Raw genomic sequence first — 17,737 nt, 5'->3', positions numbered from 1 at the left:
CTAGAGCAAAACCAGCTATTTACTGTTTACTTTTTATTTTTAACTCGCTGTTATCATGCTGATTCGTCCCCGTCGTCTTCGTTACACTCCAGCGATTCGCCGTCTTGTTCGTGAAACTGAATTAACCGTTAATGACTTGATTTATCCCCTCTTTATCATGGAGGGAGAAAATCAAAAGGTGGCTATTCCTTCTATGCCCGATTGTTATCGTTATTCCCTCGATTTATTGCTCAAAGAAGTAGTTAATGCTTATAATTTAGGCATTAATGCCATCGCTCTTTTCCCCCTGATTGCCGAAGATAAAAAAGATAATTTTGGTAGAGAAAGTTATAATCCCGATGGTTTAGTGCCAAGGGCAGTGAAAGCGATCAAAAAAGAAGTCCCTGAAATAATTATTATTACCGATGTGGCCCTCGATCCTTTTTCGATTTATGGTCATGATGGTATTGTGGAGGACGGTAAAATTCTCAACGATGAAACCCTAGAAGTTTTAGTGAAAATGTCGCTCTCGCAAGCGGCAGCCGGGGCTAATTTCGTCGCCCCTTCCGATATGATGGATGGTAGGGTTGGGGCGATCCGTCGAGCTTTAGATGCGGCTGGCTATTTGGATGTGGGAATTCTCGCTTATACGGCTAAATATGCCTCTGCTTATTATGGTCCCTTCCGAGATGCCTTAGAATCAGCCCCAAAATTTGGTGATAAGAAAACCTATCAAATGGATGGGGCTAATAGTCGGGAAGCGTTACGGGAAGCCAGTTTAGACATAACAGAAGGGGCAGATATTATTATGGTTAAGCCCGCTCTGGCCTACCTCGATATTATCCGTCGTCTGCGCGATAGTAGTCATCTTCCCGTCGCCGCTTACAACGTCAGTGGTGAATACGCAATGATTAAAGCGGCGGCAAAACAGGGCTGGATTGACGAAAAAAGCCTGATTTTGGAAACTTTAATCAGTATGAAACGAGCGGGGGCCGATTTGATTTTGACCTATTTTGCTGCCGATGTGGCATTAATGAAACAAGAAAGCCGATTTTAGGGTTTTTGCCAGCGAAATTGATAGACATTATCCTGCGCTCCCCATACCTGCCGGCCAAGGCTATCATAACCTCGATCGCTGGTATCCATGCCCTGGGAATTTAGAATAATTGTATTAGTTATTTTTACCGCACCTCTGGCATTAGTGGGACAACCCTGGGGGGGAGTTTCTCCCCGATACCCCCCCGCTATCGGTTTTAAAAACACAGTACACACCGACTCGGCCAAATCTGATACATTTAATTTTCTTTCTGTCAAGTCTTTGTTACAAAAATTAATAAAGTTAGGGGCATTATTTAACTTATAAGCTTTCGATTCCACAGTGGAATTATCAGCGCTAGGTTGAATGACTAAAATTCTTTGACGATAGGGTTGATTTAAGCGATCGATAATTGCCTGTTCCTGATAAAGATAAATACTATCCTGTTTCGGGGAAAAATCCACGGCACAGGTGGTCATTTGCACCTTAGCAATGCGGGGGTTAGTCTGCGCTTGTTCCCTGGTATCCATAACCCCAATTAAATGATTAGCCACCCCCTGCACTTGCGGATTAAGGGGCAAAGATTGAGTGAGAAAAAATCCTAGGGCGATCGAAGTTTTCAGCATGAGAGGAAGCTTGAGGCTCTTCTAGGTTCTGTGTGATAAGTTTAACTTACTATATGATCGATCTTTGTGTCCTTTGTGTCTTTGTGGTTCGTTCCACCCCCTCGCTAGGAGGAATGTATCTTAGAATACATTTTACCCACCAAACCTGGGAGAGCCAGCTTGATTCCGGTTAGTCTCTAATTAGCTTAAACTAATAAGCAGCAAGAGCAAAAAATCCCCTTTTCCCATGGCTAATCATCTGGCTGCATCCGAAAGTCTTTACCTGCGAAAACACGCCGAAAACCCGATCGATTGGTGGTATTGGTGTGACAGCGCCCTAGAAATTGCCAGGAGGGAAGATAAACCGATCTTTCTCTCGATCGGTTATTCTAGCTGTCATTGGTGTACGGTTATGGAAGGAGAAGCGTTTTCCGATCGAGCCATTGCCGATTATCTCAATCAGTATTTTTTGCCGATCAAAGTTGATCGCGAGGAAAGACCGGACATCGATAGTATCTATATGCAAGCATTGCAGATGATGGTCGGTCAAGGGGGTTGGCCTTTGAATGTCTTCCTAACACCGGATAGTTTAATTCCCTTCTATGGTGGCACCTATTTTCCCGTGCAACCGCGCTTTAACCGGCCCGGTTTTCTGCAAGTGTTGCAATCGGTACGTCGCTATTATGACGAAGAAAAGGAGAAATTAAGCAAATTCACGGCCGAAATGCTGGGCGCACTGCGTCAATTGGCTATTTTACCGCGAGCAGAGACCAATTTAGCCGCTCCTTCCCTTTTAGCCACAGGAATCGAGACAAATACAGCGGTGATTCGGGTTAATCCCAATAACTACGGTCGGCCCAGTTTTCCGATGATTCCATATTCTCATCTGGCTTTGCAGGGCAGTCGCTTTGGGGACGATTTTGAGGACTCCCTCCAGCAAGCAGCCTATCAACGGGGGGAAGATCTGGCCCTAGGGGGAATCTATGACCATGTGGGGGGAGGATTCCATCGTTATACGGTGGATTCGACGTGGACAGTTCCCCATTTTGAAAAAATGCTCTACGATAACGGGCAAATTGTCGAATATTTAGCCAATTTGTGGAGTGCGGGTGATCGAGAAGCGGCCTTTGAGAGAGGGATTAAAGGCACGGTTAACTGGCTAAAACGGGAAATGACCGCCCCAGAAGGTTATTTTTATGCGGCCCAAGATGCCGATAGTTTTGAGAAGGCCACGGATGGGGAACCGGAGGAAGGGGCCTTTTATGTCTGGTCGGATCGGTCGTTAAGGGATTATCTCTCGACTGAGGAACTGGGGCTGCTGCAGGCTAATTTTACCGTCACTGCCGAGGGGAATTTTGAGGGTCGTAATGTGCTGCAACGTCGGCAAGGGGGAGAATTAGGGAAGGAGATAGAAAATATCCTCGATAAGTTATTTATTCGGCGTTATGGCAGTTCTCAAGGCCAATTAGCTCTTTTTCCCCCGGCCAGAGACAATCAAGAGGCGAAAACCGTCTCTTGGCCGGGACGGATTCCGGCGGTAACGGATACGAAAATGATCGTCGCTTGGAATAGTTTGATGATTTCCGGTTTAGCCCGGGCCTTTGCCGTCTTTAGCGAACCTTTGTACTGGCAAATGGCTACTCAAGCGGCCGAGTTTATTCTCAAGCATCAGTGGTTAGATGGACGTTTTCAGCGCTTGAATTATCAGGGTCAGGCCTCGGTTTTAGCCCAATCGGAGGATTTTGCCTATTTTATTAAGGCTTTGCTGGACCTGCAAACCGCTAAACCCCAAGAAACTCGCTGGTTAGAGGCGGCTATCGATCTACAGGGGGAATTTGATCGCTGGTTTTGGTCCGAGGATGAGGGGGGATATTTTAATACTGCTTCTGATCATAGTCTCGATCTGATCGTGCGGGAACGAGGTTATACGGATAATGCCACCCCTTCAGCCAACGGAATTGCGATCGCTAATTTAGTTCGTCTGTCGCGATTGACGGAAAATCTAGAATATCTCGATCGGGCCGAAAAGGCCTTGCAATCTTTTAGTACCATCCTAGAACAGTCCCCCACCGCTTGCCCCAGTTTATTTGTTGCCCTCGATCACTATCGTCACGGTTTCTGTCTGCGCGCCCCGGAAAGCTCGATCGAGCCGCTGTTAGGTCGCTATTTGCCCACTGCGGTGTATCGAGTCGATGACAGTTTGCCCCCTAGCACATTTGGGTTAATTTGTCAAGGGTTATGCTGCCTTGAACCGGCGGAAAATTTAGAACAGTTAGACCGACAAATTGCCGGGGTGATGGCGGGTCCGTCAATACTGCTCGGTTAGGGATTTTTTCTCTCTGCTTCCCGCTCTCCTAGTAAATAGGCTCTGGTGTTTGGCTTTCGTTGGCAACTTCAACTAAGAAAACGGAGAGGCTATGGCTTTAGAAACTTTCGGATGATCAGTATATAACAATGACCTTAATTGCTTTTTGAGTCAAGACCTAATTTAGCGGCGTGATTGCTCTAAAATAAGGTCATCGCCTGATCAGTATATAGCAATGACCTTAATAGCTGTCATCGATTATGACATGGGAAATCTGCACTCTGCCTGTAAAGGACTGGAAACCGTGGGTGCAGTGCCGAAAATTACCGATTCTCCCCTCGATCTCGAAAAAGCTGACGCTATTGTCTTACCCGGAGTCGGTTCTTTTGATCCTGCTGTCCGGCAAATTCGCAGCCGTCATCTCGAAAAACCGATCAAAGCAGCGATCGCTAACGGTAAACCCTTTCTCGGTATCTGTCTCGGGTTACAAATTCTCTTTGACTCATCAGAGGAAGGACAAGAGGCGGGTTTAGGGGTTATTCCGGGGACAGTGCGGCGTTTTCGCTCGGAACCGGGCATTACCATTCCCCACATGGGTTGGAATCAATTAGACTTCACCCAGCCGGATCATGCTCTTTGGCAGGGATTACCCCCGCACCCTCACGTCTATTTTGTCCATTCCTATTATGTCGATCCCCTTGATAGTCATCTAACTGCCGCCACCGTCACCCACGGCAGTCAAACGGTGACGGCAGCGATCGCTCGTGAGCGTTTGGTGGCGGTGCAGTTTCACCCGGAAAAATCCTCCACTAATGGCTTAAAAATTCTGGCTAACTTTGTTGAACAGGTGCAAAAATTAGCTTTAGTCTCCTAAATAAGCCTTTAAAACCCGCTCGTTTTTTTGGATTTCGCTGGGAATGCCATCGGCTAAATTTGTCCCTTCTGCTAATACCCAAACGTGGTGACAAAGGGACATAATCACATCCATATTATGCTCGATAATTAAAAAGGTAATTCCCTGACGATTCCATTCGATAATATGGTCGCTGATTTGACCGATTAAAGTGGGATTAACTCCGGCGGCCGGTTCATCTAATAAAATTAATTTTGGCTCGGTCATTAGCGCTCGGCCAATCTCTAATAATTTACGCTGTCCTCCCGATAAAGCCCCCGCATAATCGTGCGCTTTTTCCCCTAGACCGATCGAATCTAATATGTCCAAAGCTTTGGCACGATTTTCCTGTTCCTGTTGGCGAATTTTTGCCCCCTGAAACCAGACTTTGAGAAAATTTTCTCCCGTTTGTCCCGGACTAGCTAAGAGCATATTTTCTAACACCGTTAATCGGGATAATACCCTGGCGACTTGAAAAGTTCTCACACATCCTTTCAGGGCAATTTGATAGGGAGGCAGCTGATGAATCGGCTGACCATCAAGAAAAACTTCTCCTTTATCCGGGCGAATAAAATTAGATAAAAGGTTAAAAAGTGTGGTTTTGCCGGCTCCATTGGGACCGATTAACCCGGTGATGCTGCCCTGCGGCACGTCCAAATAAGCATTATTGACGGCACGAATGCCTCCAAAACTTTTCGATAATCCTTTGGCAGAAAGTAACATATATAAATTATGAATTATGAATTATGAAGTGGGAAGTGTTTTCAGTGAAGAGTAATCGATGAACTGATAACTGATAACTGATAACTGATAACTGATAACTGATAACTGATAACTGATAACTGAAATTATTTTCCCAAAGTTAACTCCTCTTTTTTGCCGAGGATACCCTGGGGTCGCCAGATCATTAAAACCATGAGCAGCAGACCGATAATCATAATCCGTAAAGCCCCTAATTGGCTATCATTAAAAATATCTAATTGGGGTAGAATAAAGCGAGTCAGGGAATCGTAAGCCCAGAAAATTACTGCTCCTAGTAAGGTGCCGGCATTGCTACCAGAGCCACCGAGAATGATAATAATCCAAGCGTTAAAAGTCAATAACGGCTCAAAATTAGTCGGGTAAATAGTGGTTAATTGCCATGCTAAAAAAGCCCCAGCTAAACCAGCGATCGCACCGCCTAACATCAAAGATTGTAACTTATACCAAAAGACATTTTTTCCCAAGGCCCGGGGAATTTCTTCATCTTCCCGGATAGCTTTGAGGATGCGTCCCCAAGGCGATCGCAAAAGTAATTCTAAACCAGTATAAACGAGAGCGAGGAGGACTAAAACTACCACCATCAGCCCCGCTTTGTAATTATAATCATTCAAGGCAATTACGCCGTTTATATACAGAAAAAGCAGTATTATCACCCCTAACAACCCCCAAAAGATTAAAGCTCTCTTTTGCGTCGGTTGATAGCTTTTACCGCTAATTTGCCCGGCTTCGCGCCATTGTCGTTGCAGATTGCGCCCCAATTGCCAGAGAGCAAAGATAGCAAGCAGGGTAAACAGGGCAATAATTAATAATTTGACGGGAAAACTGGGATTTATATCCAAAGGTAGGGGATAACGTTGTAGTCCGAAACTGCCTTTCGTTAACCAATCCTCGTTAAGCACCAGCAAACGAATTAACTCAGACACCCCGATGGTGACAATCGCTAGATAATCGGCTCTTAATCTCAGGGTGGAAAAACCGATCGCCAATCCCAACAATGCCCCTAGGAGCGCCCCGACAATGGCAGCAAAAATCATCGGTACACCCTGTAAAGTCAATAAAACCGTGGCATAAGCCCCTAAAGTGGCAAAAGCAACGTGACCAAAGTTAATTAAGCCAGTAAATCCCCATTGTAGATTTAAACCGAGGGCAAAAATCGCGTAAATACCCGCCCAAATTGTCAAGGAAACTAAATAATCTGTCATCTTAAGTAAAAAGTAAAAAAGGGGTTGGGGGAGTGGGGGAGTGCCGGAGTTGGGGAGAAAAAAGCTGAAAACTCACATCTGATTACTGAAAAGGCTGATAGCTAACTGCTAGTATAATATCAGTTACAACGGCCTCTGTAGCTTGATGGACAATTGTGACGAGCGGAGGGTGCTAGGCTATTAATAACGAAAAAACCTTGTCCTGTTGATTTCTATGCCTCTTTTGATTCTAATTGCCGATGATGACCCCGGTATCCGCCTAGCAGTCAAAGACTATTTAGAATTAGCAGGTTATAGTGTGGTAGCGGCGAGTAATGGTTTGGAAGCTTTGAATTTATTGGATACCTATCATCCCCATCTTTTGGTATCGGATATCAAAATGCCGCGTTTAGACGGTTATTCTTTGGTGACTAAGGTGCGGCAACAGCCAGAATTTAGGTTATTACCAGTAATTTTTTTAACCGAAAGAGGGTCAACGGAGGAAAGAATTCGCGGTTATCAAGTGGGTTGTGATATCTATCTTCCTAAACCTTTTGAGATGGAGGAATTAAAAGCGGTTATTCGCAATCTTTTAGAGCGAGCGCAAATGGTGCAAAGTGAACGTCAATATCAGAAACTAAAACCGGAAGAAAGCCCCAAAACTAGGGATGTTTTAACTTCTTCTTTACAGGACGATTTTAAGTTAACTAATCGCGAGCGGGAAGTGTTAGAACATTTAGCCCGGGGACTTTCTAATAGTGAAATTGGGCAAAAACTGCATCTTAGTTCTCGCACGATCGAGAAATATGTTAGTAGTTTACTCAGAAAAACAATTACTAACAATCGCGCCGAACTGGTTCGTTTTTCCCTTGAACATAGATTAATCGATTAGCTGAAAGAAAAAACTTAAATTTTGTTTTTTACTTCCTGCAAAAGACTGCCACAGGAGTCTAAAAGTAGCTCGATTACGCGGTCAAAACCTTCCCGACCACCGTAGTAGGGATCGGGAACTTCTTTTTCTGAGTGATAACGAGCATAGTCACACATTAACTTGACCTTTTCTTGATATTTTCCTGTCCGATCTAGGGATAAAATATCTTGATAATTGGCTTTATCCATGGCTAGGATTAGATCAAAATTCTCGAAATCCTGGCGGGTAAATTGTCTGGCTGTCCCTTGTAGAGGAATACCGCGTTTTTTGGCCGCCGTATTCATGCGAGAATCGGGAGGAGAACCGATATGATAACCAGCAGTCCCCGCAGAATCACAGAGGATTTTATTACTTAATCCTTCTTGTTCAATCAGATAAGTCATGATATTCTCGGCAGCGGGAGAACGACAGATATTTCCTAAACAGACGAAGAGTAGTTTATAGGGCATAAATTGACTGGTAGAATCATCACTAAATTGCCAATTATAGGGCATTTCTAACATCCCGATAAAGATTTATCCTCAAAAAACTCCTCGCTGTCCATTAACCTAATTTTGGCTAATCCCAAGCTTTCTAAATAATCTTGCCACCCTTGGGGAGTATCTTCGATCGCTAATAATCCTAATACCCTAGCTACGTCTGCTACCCAGGGTAGGGTATGAATTCTATAACCCTGCCAGTTTACCTCTAAGGATAACCAAGCGGGAATCTCTTGGGGGTTAAATTGTTGGGAGGCAAGATAATCAGCTTGAAAGCAGTAAATCCGAGGTGGTTTTTGACTCTCTAACAAGGTTAAACACTCCTTCTAATCTGGACATTAATCTCTTTCCCCATATTTTAGGGGAACCTCAGCATAATTTTTGTTAAATATGAACTTCTCTTGTCAAGAAATAGTTAAGTTTGCTCAAGACAATTTACCCTTAATTCTCCCCTAAGCGAGGACGAATAATTAAATAAATTGCCGGACCGATTAGAGGCAAAAGGGAAATTACCGGCAACAGGAAAGGATTTTTTAATCCCCGTCGGGTTAGATCATCTTGCAGCAAAATTGGACATAATAGGGTTAAAAGACAGAAATCTAAACTCATAACATGAATAAAACGGCTAGTTTGCCACTGATGCCAAAAATCAGACCAATTGCCGTTAATTAATCCGTAAGCGATTAAAATTGCCGCAGTAATTAGGGCAATTACTCCTAACCAAGGTGAGTCTAAAAGTTTAATGACCAGATTTTTTTTACCAGTAAAATTGCTGTTAGGTTGACGGAGAGTTAGATAGGGTAAAATAGCGAAAGCACCCACGGCAAAGGAGGCAAAAGTAAAGGGCCAAGCGATGATTTTTTGGTCACGACCATCGATAATTAAAAGGCTAGTGTAGATAAGTGGCCAAACTCCCATCAGGTTAAAAAGAGCGATAATTAACGGGTTGATATTTTGCCATTTCCCAGTGGAAAGATCGATAATTAAATTTATTGTATCTGGTTGATCGGGTGGTGCTAGTAAAAAAGCGTATAATCCGAAGCCTAACCAAAGTAAACCGAGAATAATTTTTGTTAACATGGGAGTAGATAATTAGGTTAATTGAGTAATGCGGGTTTCAGCAGATATTTTACTAGAAAAGTGATCAAAAGATCAAGGGATATTACCTAATCAATGATCGCTAAGTAGGTAGGCGTTAAAAATTATCAGATGCCCCCCTTATTAAGGGGAGATCCCCCCGCCTATCGGCACCCCCCTTATCAAGGGGGGCAGGGGGGATCGAACCTAAAATCCATTTTTAATTTAATTATAACCAGCTACTTAATTTTTAGGGAAGAAGACGAGGATTCATGGTTTCTCCTGGGGTAATTTCTGCACTTTTGGAGTGGAGTAAGCGAGTTTGTTCGAGGATAGTTTCTAAGTCTTCATCCGAGAATTCTTGTACATAGTTTAATTTCACTTCTTCTAGGAAGATAATTAATAACATCTCGATTCTTTCTAAACTGTGACGGGATTGTAATTCCTCGGCGAGAGATTGCCCGAAACGCTGGACTAATTGCTGCAATAAACGCTCAAAAACTTCGTCTTCCTGGGTAATCTTTTCAGCTATATTAACAAAGGATTGATACAATTGACTAGATAGACGATTGCTCAAGTCAGTTTTTAACCCTTTCATGCCGGGTAATCGCAATAAGCTTTGATAAGCGGGAGTTTGACTGAGAATTTTCTCGATATTGTATTTAATTAAAGCTTCTGCCTCCGGTTTAACTTGCGGTAAAACCTTGTCAACGGTGCTATTAACTACTAAACGAAAAATTTCGATAACTTCATTAGTATCATTGAGATTGCTATATCCGCCATTGAGGGATCGTTCGAGAAATTTCTCCACTTGTCCCTGTCGAATATATTCCTGAATTTTATTAATAATTCTCAGGACAATTATCTCAGTAATATCTTTAGAAATTAGCGCAACTAAGCCTTTAACTGCCTGTTCTTTAATCACCCTTAAGTTAATAATTTTAACTTGATCTAGGCGAATAACGGTAGGAATAAATCGCAACCATCTCCAGATAGGAACAAACAGAAAAATATCGTACCATCGCCATAACATAGCCTCGCGCCACCGTAGGCCTTTATGAGTGCGAGCAATCCACCAAGTTCTTATCATAAATTCCCAGAAAAAGATGGTGCCAAAGAAAAAATCGATCGCCTCAAAGTTATCTATCGGTCTCCCATCTTCTCCCAGGGGACGAAAATAATTAGTTTCTATTAAAGGTTGAATTTCTTGATTGAAAAATTTCAACTCTTTTTCCCAGCCATTTTGACTGAGATAATCCCAAGTCCAAAACTTCTGAAAGGCTGCTTTTGCGGAAACATTTTCTGTTTTAAAAACCCGCAAGCGCATTTTATTTTTAATCTTTTCTAAAGTCCCAGTTTTCTCGGCCGAGGCAAAGGGATTATTATCGATCATATCGACACTTTTTTGGCGTAAATTGGCTAAAATTTTCTCAATCTCTTGGCGATATTCTTGCAGATTAAACTCTGGGTTAAAGACCTTTTGATTGATTAGTTCATTGAGTTTATCAACCGTAGCTAAATATTCACTGGTACTGCGATAGGGTTTAATTCCTTTCACCACATCATAATTAGCGATTCCTTTAACAAAGGGAATTTTTAGGGGTTTGTCGGGAGGTATTTGTAATTCTTGAAAGGAAATCGGCCCGAGTTGTATTGGTTCATTAAATCTTAATAAAGTTATTTGCAAGCGTCCCTGTAACCAAAAATCTCGCAGGGGAATATAGGTTAAATCGAAAATAACCAGAATATAATTGCATAACACCAATAGGGCCATGCAAGTCTCAAAGAGATTGCGTAGGGAAAAACGACGGTTTCTGATCACGGGGTTTTTAGTCAAAGTCATTAGCCTAGAAAGCACACTTTGACCATGGTAAACCGAAAACGCCTAATTTTTTGCCTGAAAGCGATATAAGTAGTTAAAAAAGGAGCGGTTAAACTTAGTTCTGCCTCAGCAATTAATAGATGTAGTCTTCTATTCTGTAATAGCATCCTAGCAGATTCAGTTAAGCAGTTAGCTACAACTTCTTTGGCAAGAACATTTTTATTATAAGTCGGTAAGTTGCAGATTAGCATAAAATCACCCTGAATTGATTTTTATCTGTTAATAAGCCTAGAGCCTCGTAGGGTGTTTTTCCTTGCGTCAACCCAACCTATAATAATTGCTGCTCTCGTAGGGTGTGTTAATAAAGTATTGACAATGTAAATACATCCTGCCTATACTACAAGTATGGATGTCTATTTTGTCCTCAGTGGCATTACTTTTGTTTGGAATGACGAGAAATCTAGGATTAACCCGATCAACCATGACGGTATTACGTTTCAGCAAGCAGCAGAAGTCTTCTTCGATCCACTGCTGGTTGTTGTTGATGCAAGTCGCAATGATGAGGCACGAGATGCGATCATTGGGTTAGATAGACGGTGGAATCTCCTGTACGTCGTCTATATTGAGCGTGAAAACGACATCATTCGGATCATTTCGGCTCGCAAAGCCACACGCAAGGAACGTGAGTATTATGAAAGTTGAGGCATTAAAAAAACGACTGGAGAAAAATCGCCCTATGACTACAATCACGATTCGTATTCCCGAAGATGTGATTGAAGATTTAAAGCGGGTTGCACCGTTGCTTGGTTTCTCAGGTTATCAACCTTTGATGCGTGCTTACATTGGACAAGGGCTGCGTGCGGATTTGGAGCGTCTAGAGGGAGATACAATTTCTGCTCTCGTTGCTAGTTTGAAGCGTCATGGTGTAAGTGATGAAGTGCTGCAAGAAGCGTTGAGTGAAGTTACTCCGCGTTAGTCTAGGTTTTCAGTTGTAGTGCGATCGCTTGTAGAACATAGAGTTTTATTGAAGATATTCTCATCATAACCCCCCTTAGATATTCTTCAACAGCTTATCCCTACCTAGGATGAAAATAATTATAAATTTCCTTAGCTAATTGTTCCCCAATTCCTGTCACCTGTTGCAATTGTTCTAGGGAAGCTTCGCGAATATAATCCAGAGAATGAAAATGAGCTAATAAATCTTTTTGTCGCTTAAAACCTAACCCCGGTATTTCATCCAAACGGGAACGGCGACTTTTTTGCATCCTTTGTTGTCGGTGAAAGCTAACAGCAAAGCGGTGCGCTTCATCCCTGACTCGACGCAATAATTGCACTCCGGGTTGTTCCTTATCCGTCTCTAAAGGAGAGGATTCTCCTGGTAAAAAAATCTCCTCTCTCTGTTTAGCTAAACTAACAACTTTTACCTGTTCTAATAAATTCATCTCCCCTAAAACTGTCACCACGGCCGATAATTGTCCTTTTCCCCCATCAATCATGACCAAATCGGGAAAATCATCATTTTCGGCAATATTATCGGGATTTTCGGTATAACGACGAAAACGCCGGCGAATTACTTCTGCTAAACTGGCAAAATCATCGGAATGGCCGATTTTAACTTCGGGATTTTTGATTTTATAGTGACGATAATGTTGATTAGCGGCCACCCCATCGATAAACACCACTCCCGACGCGACTGCATTAGAACCCTGAATATGAGAAATATCATAACCCTCGATGCGGTGGGGTAGTGCTGGTAAATCGAGAATTACCGCTAAATCCTGCAAAGACTGTAAATCCCGGTCGGCGCTTCTTTTCGTCTTTTCTAACTCATAAAGAGCGTTTTTCTCGACCATAGCTAATAAATCCGCTTTACTTTGCCGTTGGGGGACAGTTAACTCGACTTTGCGACCTTTTTTTTCCCTTAACCACCCCGCTAACACCTCACCTTCCGGTAATTCGCAGGGTAACAGGATTTCGCTGGGAATTTCCACCCCTTCCACCGATAAATAATGTTCTTCCAGGACTTTTTGCAGGATTTCTCCCTCGTTTGCTGACTGACTATCGGCAAAAAATCCCAAACGTCCCACCAAACGACCGGAACGCACTTGGAATAATTGTATGCAACAATGCTGCTCGTCCTTAGCTAAAGCGATCGCGTCCCGGGATACGGTATCATCAGGTAAAGAGACTTTTTGATCGGTATTAAGAGCCTGTAATCCGCGAATTTGATCCCTAATCGTGGCCGCTTTTTCAAAATCTAGGTTTTCCGACGCTTCTAGCATCTTTGCTGCTAATTTCTCTAATAATTCCCCCGTCCTTCCCTGAAAAATCATCGCCACTTTCTGCAAGGTTTCCCGATAATCTTGGGGACTAATTAATTTTTGACAAACCCCCGGACAACGACCGATATCATAATTTAAACAGGGACGGTCTTTAAACAGAGGTTGGGGACGTTGACGCAGGGGAAAAGTGCGTTTAATTAGGTGTAAAGTGTAGCGCAGCAGCCTAGTATCGACGTAGGGACCATAATAACGGTATTTTTGGTTATTTATGCTACGTTTGCGGGTAATAAAAATGCGCGGGTAGGTTTCCGACCAAGTAATACAAATGTATGGATATTTTTTATCGTCCTTGAGGAGAGTATTAAAATGGGGCTGATGTTGTTTAATTAGATTAGCTTCCAGGGCCAAAGATTCTGCTTCCGTGTCGGTGACGATAAATTCAATTTCTGTCACCTGTCGCACCATCAAAGCAATGCGGGGACTGAGGGGTTGACTGGGACGAAAATAGGAACGGACTCTAGACCGGAGTTTTTTGGATTTACCGATGTAAAGAATTTCGCCATTTTGGTCGCGCAGGAAGTAAACCCCCGGTTCGAGGGGGATTTCCCGAAGACGATTTTCTAGGCGATCGAGGTCTTGGATTAGGGTAGAGTTAAGATTATTCCCGAACATCTTTTTATATTAGACAAAAAAATCACGCCAGTGGGTATTAGCTGACGTTTGGCAAGATATTTAGGGCAAATCTTCACAAAAATTAATATGCTTCCGATTCGATTTGCTTAATCGGGACGAAACACTCTCCGGGGAGAAGAATCGGTTTATTGTTAAAAATCAATTGGCCGCGATGATTGTCGCGGTTAATAGCGACACCAAAAGGACGTTTACTAACTCTGCTATTGAGGGTACAGTAGATGCGATAAATGCGTCTGGCTGCCCGTAAGACAGTAGGATCTAACAAAATTGGGATTTCCATATCGACACGCTGTTGTTCTGTTTTCTCGGATAGGGCTACCATAGCACTCGTCTCCCCACGATTAAATTGACGTATTTATTAAATCAATGGTATATGACGATTTCGGAATTTGGCACTTTTGTTATGATTCTAAAACTTTCAGGATGGCCTGGCCCATAGCTTGGCATCCCACCAAGGTCATACCTTCTGAGAAAATATCTCCAGTACGATAACCGAACTCTAAGACTTTTTCTACGGCTTTTTCCAGCGCTGCTGCCGCTAAAGGCTGATTTAGCCCATATTTTAACATCATAGCAGCACTGAGAATCTGGGCGATCGGATTGGCCTTATCTTGGCCGGCGATATCCGGGGCCGAACCGTGGACGGGTTCAAAAACTCCCACCCCAGCAGTCCCTAAACTAGCGGAGGGTAACATTCCGATACTACCGGTTAACATGGCCGCTTCATCGGAGAGAATATCACCGAATAAATTGCCCGTGACGATAGTATCAAATTGTTTGGGGGCCCGGACTAACTGCATGGCTGCGTTATCGACGTAGAGATGGGAAAGTTCCACATCGGGGTAATTAGCGGCGATTTTCGTCATCCGGTCGCGCCAGAGTTGGGAAACATCAAGAACATTAGCTTTATCGACGGAACAGAGTTTCTTGCCGCGTTTTTGGGCAATTTCAAAGGCCACCTTAGCGATGCGGTCCACCTCCGATTCTAAGTAAACCATGGTATTTACACCGCATTTTTCTCCCGTTTCCGTCTCAAAAATCCCCTTCGGTTGACCGAAATAGACACCCCCGGTTAATTCCCGGACGACCATGATATCCACTCCCTCGATAATCTCCCGTTTGAGACTAGAAGCGTCGATTAATTGCGGAAAAATGGTGGCAGGACGTAAATTAGCAAAAAGACCTAAACCGGATCTTAAGCCTAATAATCCGGTTTCCGGCCTTTGCTGCCGGGGCAAATTATCCCATTTATAACCCCCGATAGCGGCCAAGAGAACAGCATCACTATTTTTACAGGCGCTCAGGGTTGCTTCGGGGAGGGGACTGCCGGTTTCATCAATGGCTGCCCCTCCAATTAAAGCGGTTTGGAAGTCAAACTGGAGGTCAAATTTTTTAGCGATGACTTTCAGTATCTCTACGGTGACAGCGAGGATTTCCGGCCCGATGCCATCGCCGGGTAGTAGGGTAATGCGATACTGTTGCGTCATAGTTCTAGAACGGTAAAATAGGTCAGACTCTTGATTATAACATAGTTAGGGTTGGCTGAATAAATCTAAAAACCTTGTTGGATAAGGTTTTTAGACTTTTTTCCCATCAAAAAGTGCCAGCGATTGCAGTGATTGGGGTGAAAATTCCGGGACTTTTTCCCTGAAAATCGGTAAAATCCTACACCCTACACCCAGGAAAAACTTTTTGCCGCAAACCCTAATTAAAGGGGCAGTTAATCCCCAATAACTACACTAATTCCACATGGGAATCGTCCCCAATCATAAAGCGTAAAGCTTTTGGACGTTGGGGTGCGATTTCTAATTTTGCCCGTCGTCCAATCACACTATCAACTATGCGCTGATGAATGCCAATAATCGTGGCATCTTTGAGAATAACACTGTGTTCTATGTCGGCATCAATTAATTTTACTCCATTAGCTATACTGCTGTAGGGACCGATAAAACAATTCTCAATGTGACAATTTTCTCCGATAATGACAGGACCGCGAATGGTACTATTAATAATTTTACTACCCTGACCAATTTGTACCCGTCCGATCACCTGACTATTAGCATCAATTTCTCCCTGTAAAGCGATTTCTAGACAGGTATCGAGGATAATCCGATTTGCTTCTAATAAATCATCTTTTTTACCCGTATCTAACCACCAACCCAGTAGTTTATTGGCTTCTACTGCTTTATTTTGATTGATTAATTCTTGGATAGCGTCGGTAATTTCTAACTCACCCCGGCCCGAAGGTTGAATAGATGCGATCGCTTGGTGAATGGTGGGGGCAAAAAAATAAATCCCCACCAAAGCTAAATTTGAGGGGGGTTCTTTGGGTTTTTCGACTAAGTATAAAACTTTGCCGGTTTCATCTACTTTTGCCACCCCAAAAGCACTAGGATTAGAGACTTTTCGCAGCAGAATTAAAGCATCAAGGGACTGTTTTTGGAAAGAGTCTAAAAAGGGCGATAAATCATCCTCAATTAGGTTATCACCCAAGTACATAATAAAGGGGGAATCTCCTAGGAAAGATTGGGCAGTTTTGACCGCGTGAGCTAATCCTGCCGGTTGATCTTGGCGAATATAAGTTATCTTAGCGCCAAACTGTTCACCATTGCCCGTGGTCTGACGAATTTCTTCCCCAGTTTCGGGACTGATAATAATGCCAATATCGGTAATTCCTGCGGCCACAATTGATTCGATTCCATACCATAAAATCGGTTTATTGGCCACGGGAACTAACTGTTTTGCCCCAGTATAAGTTAGGGGACGTAACCTCGTACCTTTACCACCGGATAAAATTAGTGCTTTCATAGTTTTAAAGATTAAATAGTTGGTTGAGCATAGCTTTGAGAGAATCTCGCCAATAGGGAGGAATATAATCCAATTGTTGCGAGATTTTTTGACTGGAAAGAACCGAATAGGCCGGACGCACTGCTGGGGTAGGATATTCAGCAGTAGTAATGGGAATTACTCTCTGAATTTTTAAGGGAATACCGCTTATTTTTGCCTCCTCAAAAATCGCTTTAGTTAAATCAAACCAACTGGCGACACCGCTATTAGTAAAATTATAGATTCCTGGGGGATTATCGACATTAATTAGAAGGTGAGTAATGGCCGTGGCGATATCTTTTGCCCAAGTGGGACTTCCCACCTGATCAACAACTACTTTTAACTCCTCTCTTTCCTTGCCTAATCTCAGCATAGTTTTGACAAAATTACTTTTGCCATAACTGCCGTAAACCCAAGCAGTCCGGAGGATAATTGCCTGAGAATTAACAGTTTTAATTTCCTCTTCTCCCCTTAACTTTGATTGTCCATAAACCCCTAAAGGATTAGTTAGATCGGTTTCTAGATAGGGGGTATTTTTCCGACCATCAAAGACATAATCGGTGGAAATATGGAGAAATTTAGCTTTAATTTTCTCGGCAGATTCCGCCATGATTTTTGGAGCTATAGCATTGATAGAATAGGCTAAATCTGGTTCGGTTTCGGCTTTATCCACTGCCGTATAAGCGGCGGCATTAACCAGATAATCGGGGTGAATTTCCCTAATTAACTGGCTGATTTTTTCCGAGTTAGTTAAATCTAGTTCTTCTCGACCGATACTAATAACTTCGCACAAGGATGGTAAAGTTACTTGTAACTCTTGTCCTACCTGACCTTTAGCACCAATTAGTAAAACTTTTTTCATCGTCT

18 protein-coding genes are annotated in these 17,737 nt (G+C 43.0%); 6 read left to right on the top strand and 12 right to left on the bottom strand.

Annotated elements, in window-relative coordinates; all coding sequences use genetic code 11:
- Positions 1–55 precede the first annotated feature (55 nt).
- Complete coding sequence (gene hemB / locus ACQY1Y_RS04720; RefSeq protein ID WP_002733412.1) at positions 56–1,036, top strand: porphobilinogen synthase; 981 nt, start codon at positions 56–58, stop codon at positions 1,034–1,036.
- Here the strand turns inward: hemB and ACQY1Y_RS04715 are convergent.
- A complete protein-coding gene (locus tag ACQY1Y_RS04715) occupies positions 1,033–1,641 on the bottom strand; it encodes a chromophore lyase CpcT/CpeT (RefSeq protein ID WP_002734040.1) in 609 nt (202 codons plus the stop codon). The two genes, hemB and ACQY1Y_RS04715, sit on opposite strands and share 4 nt — an antisense overlap.
- Before the next feature lie 226 nt (positions 1,642–1,867).
- Between ACQY1Y_RS04715 and ACQY1Y_RS04710 the strand changes: the two genes are divergently transcribed.
- Positions 1,868–3,946, top strand: coding sequence for a thioredoxin domain-containing protein (locus ACQY1Y_RS04710; RefSeq protein WP_430014079.1), 2,079 nt, complete (start codon positions 1,868–1,870; stop codon positions 3,944–3,946).
- A 214-nt stretch (positions 3,947–4,160) separates the two neighbouring features.
- Positions 4,161–4,799 carry an imidazole glycerol phosphate synthase subunit HisH gene (gene hisH, locus ACQY1Y_RS04705; RefSeq protein WP_002752387.1) on the top strand — a complete coding sequence of 213 codons (639 nt, stop codon included), beginning with the start codon at positions 4,161–4,163 and terminating at the stop codon, positions 4,797–4,799.
- Here the strand turns inward: hisH and ACQY1Y_RS04700 are convergent.
- Together ACQY1Y_RS04700 and ACQY1Y_RS04695 are read right to left on the bottom strand one after the other, a co-directional pair.
- A complete protein-coding gene (locus ACQY1Y_RS04700) occupies positions 4,788–5,540 on the bottom strand; it encodes an ABC transporter ATP-binding protein (protein WP_002731723.1) in 753 nt (250 codons plus the stop codon). The two genes, hisH and ACQY1Y_RS04700, sit on opposite strands and share 12 nt — an antisense overlap.
- A gap of 125 nt (positions 5,541–5,665) precedes the next feature.
- A complete protein-coding gene (locus ACQY1Y_RS04695) occupies positions 5,666–6,781 on the bottom strand; it encodes a branched-chain amino acid ABC transporter permease (RefSeq protein WP_002732580.1) in 1,116 nt (371 codons plus the stop codon).
- 214 nt (positions 6,782–6,995) lie between these two features.
- On the opposite strand from ACQY1Y_RS04695, the gene ACQY1Y_RS04690 reads away from it, so the two are divergent.
- The gene (locus ACQY1Y_RS04690; protein WP_130756602.1) at positions 6,996–7,652 is read left to right on the top strand and encodes a response regulator transcription factor; all 657 of its coding nucleotides are present in this window, start codon (positions 6,996–6,998) and stop codon (positions 7,650–7,652) included.
- Positions 7,653–7,666: 14 nt separating this feature from the next.
- Here ACQY1Y_RS04690 and ACQY1Y_RS04685 read toward each other — a convergent pair whose 3' ends face one another.
- From ACQY1Y_RS04685 to ACQY1Y_RS04670, 4 genes are all read right to left on the bottom strand, one after another.
- A complete protein-coding gene (locus ACQY1Y_RS04685; protein WP_430014643.1) occupies positions 7,667–8,185 on the bottom strand; it encodes a low molecular weight protein-tyrosine-phosphatase in 519 nt (172 codons plus the stop codon).
- A 2-nt stretch (positions 8,186–8,187) separates the two neighbouring features.
- Positions 8,188–8,481 (bottom strand): hypothetical protein, encoded by a 294-nt coding sequence (locus tag ACQY1Y_RS04680; RefSeq protein ID WP_002733401.1) that lies wholly within the window; start codon positions 8,479–8,481, stop codon positions 8,188–8,190.
- Positions 8,482–8,611: 130 nt separating this feature from the next.
- Positions 8,612–9,250 carry a DUF2834 domain-containing protein gene (locus ACQY1Y_RS04675; protein ID WP_103111894.1) on the bottom strand — a complete coding sequence of 213 codons (639 nt, stop codon included), beginning with the start codon at positions 9,248–9,250 and terminating at the stop codon, positions 8,612–8,614.
- A gap of 247 nt (positions 9,251–9,497) precedes the next feature.
- On the bottom strand, positions 9,498–11,090 hold the full coding sequence (locus ACQY1Y_RS04670; RefSeq protein WP_430014078.1) for a hypothetical protein: 1,593 nt from the start codon (positions 11,088–11,090) through the stop codon (positions 9,498–9,500).
- Between the two features lie 384 nt (positions 11,091–11,474).
- Here ACQY1Y_RS04670 and ACQY1Y_RS04665 point away from each other — a divergent pair, with 384 nt between their 5' ends.
- Positions 11,475–11,771: a BrnT family toxin gene (locus tag ACQY1Y_RS04665; RefSeq protein ID WP_002784536.1), complete on the top strand. Its 297-nt coding sequence runs from the start codon at positions 11,475–11,477 to the stop codon at positions 11,769–11,771.
- Positions 11,761–12,045 carry a hypothetical protein gene (locus ACQY1Y_RS04660; RefSeq protein ID WP_043995575.1) on the top strand — a complete coding sequence of 95 codons (285 nt, stop codon included), beginning with the start codon at positions 11,761–11,763 and terminating at the stop codon, positions 12,043–12,045. Before ACQY1Y_RS04665 ends, ACQY1Y_RS04660 begins: the two co-directional genes overlap by 11 nt.
- A 100-nt stretch (positions 12,046–12,145) precedes the next feature.
- Here ACQY1Y_RS04660 and uvrC read toward each other — a convergent pair whose 3' ends face one another.
- The 5 genes from uvrC to rfbD form a co-directional block, all read right to left on the bottom strand.
- Positions 12,146–14,023 carry an excinuclease ABC subunit UvrC gene (uvrC, locus tag ACQY1Y_RS04655; protein WP_430014077.1) on the bottom strand — a complete coding sequence of 626 codons (1,878 nt, stop codon included), beginning with the start codon at positions 14,021–14,023 and terminating at the stop codon, positions 12,146–12,148.
- A gap of 82 nt (positions 14,024–14,105) precedes the next feature.
- Positions 14,106–14,366 carry a hypothetical protein gene (locus ACQY1Y_RS04650; RefSeq protein ID WP_002734814.1) on the bottom strand — a complete coding sequence of 87 codons (261 nt, stop codon included), beginning with the start codon at positions 14,364–14,366 and terminating at the stop codon, positions 14,106–14,108.
- A 79-nt stretch (positions 14,367–14,445) separates the two neighbouring features.
- Positions 14,446–15,531 carry a 3-isopropylmalate dehydrogenase gene (gene leuB, locus ACQY1Y_RS04645; RefSeq protein WP_430014076.1) on the bottom strand — a complete coding sequence of 362 codons (1,086 nt, stop codon included), beginning with the start codon at positions 15,529–15,531 and terminating at the stop codon, positions 14,446–14,448.
- Between the two features lie 247 nt (positions 15,532–15,778).
- On the bottom strand, positions 15,779–16,852 hold the full coding sequence (locus ACQY1Y_RS04640) for a glucose-1-phosphate thymidylyltransferase (RefSeq protein WP_024968657.1): 1,074 nt from the start codon (positions 16,850–16,852) through the stop codon (positions 15,779–15,781).
- Positions 16,853–16,856: 4 nt separating this feature from the next.
- On the bottom strand, positions 16,857–17,732 hold the full coding sequence (gene rfbD / locus ACQY1Y_RS04635) for a dTDP-4-dehydrorhamnose reductase (protein ID WP_430014075.1): 876 nt from the start codon (positions 17,730–17,732) through the stop codon (positions 16,857–16,859).
- Between the last annotated feature and the right edge of the window lie 5 nt (positions 17,733–17,737).

The organism is Microcystis ichthyoblabe FBCC-A1114 (genome assembly GCF_050500245.1).
Taxonomy (GTDB): Bacteria; Cyanobacteriota; Cyanobacteriia; order Cyanobacteriales; family Microcystaceae; genus Microcystis; species Microcystis ichthyoblabe_A.
Note: the sequence above shows the minus strand (reverse complement) of the source record. Positions and strands in the feature narration are given on the sequence as shown.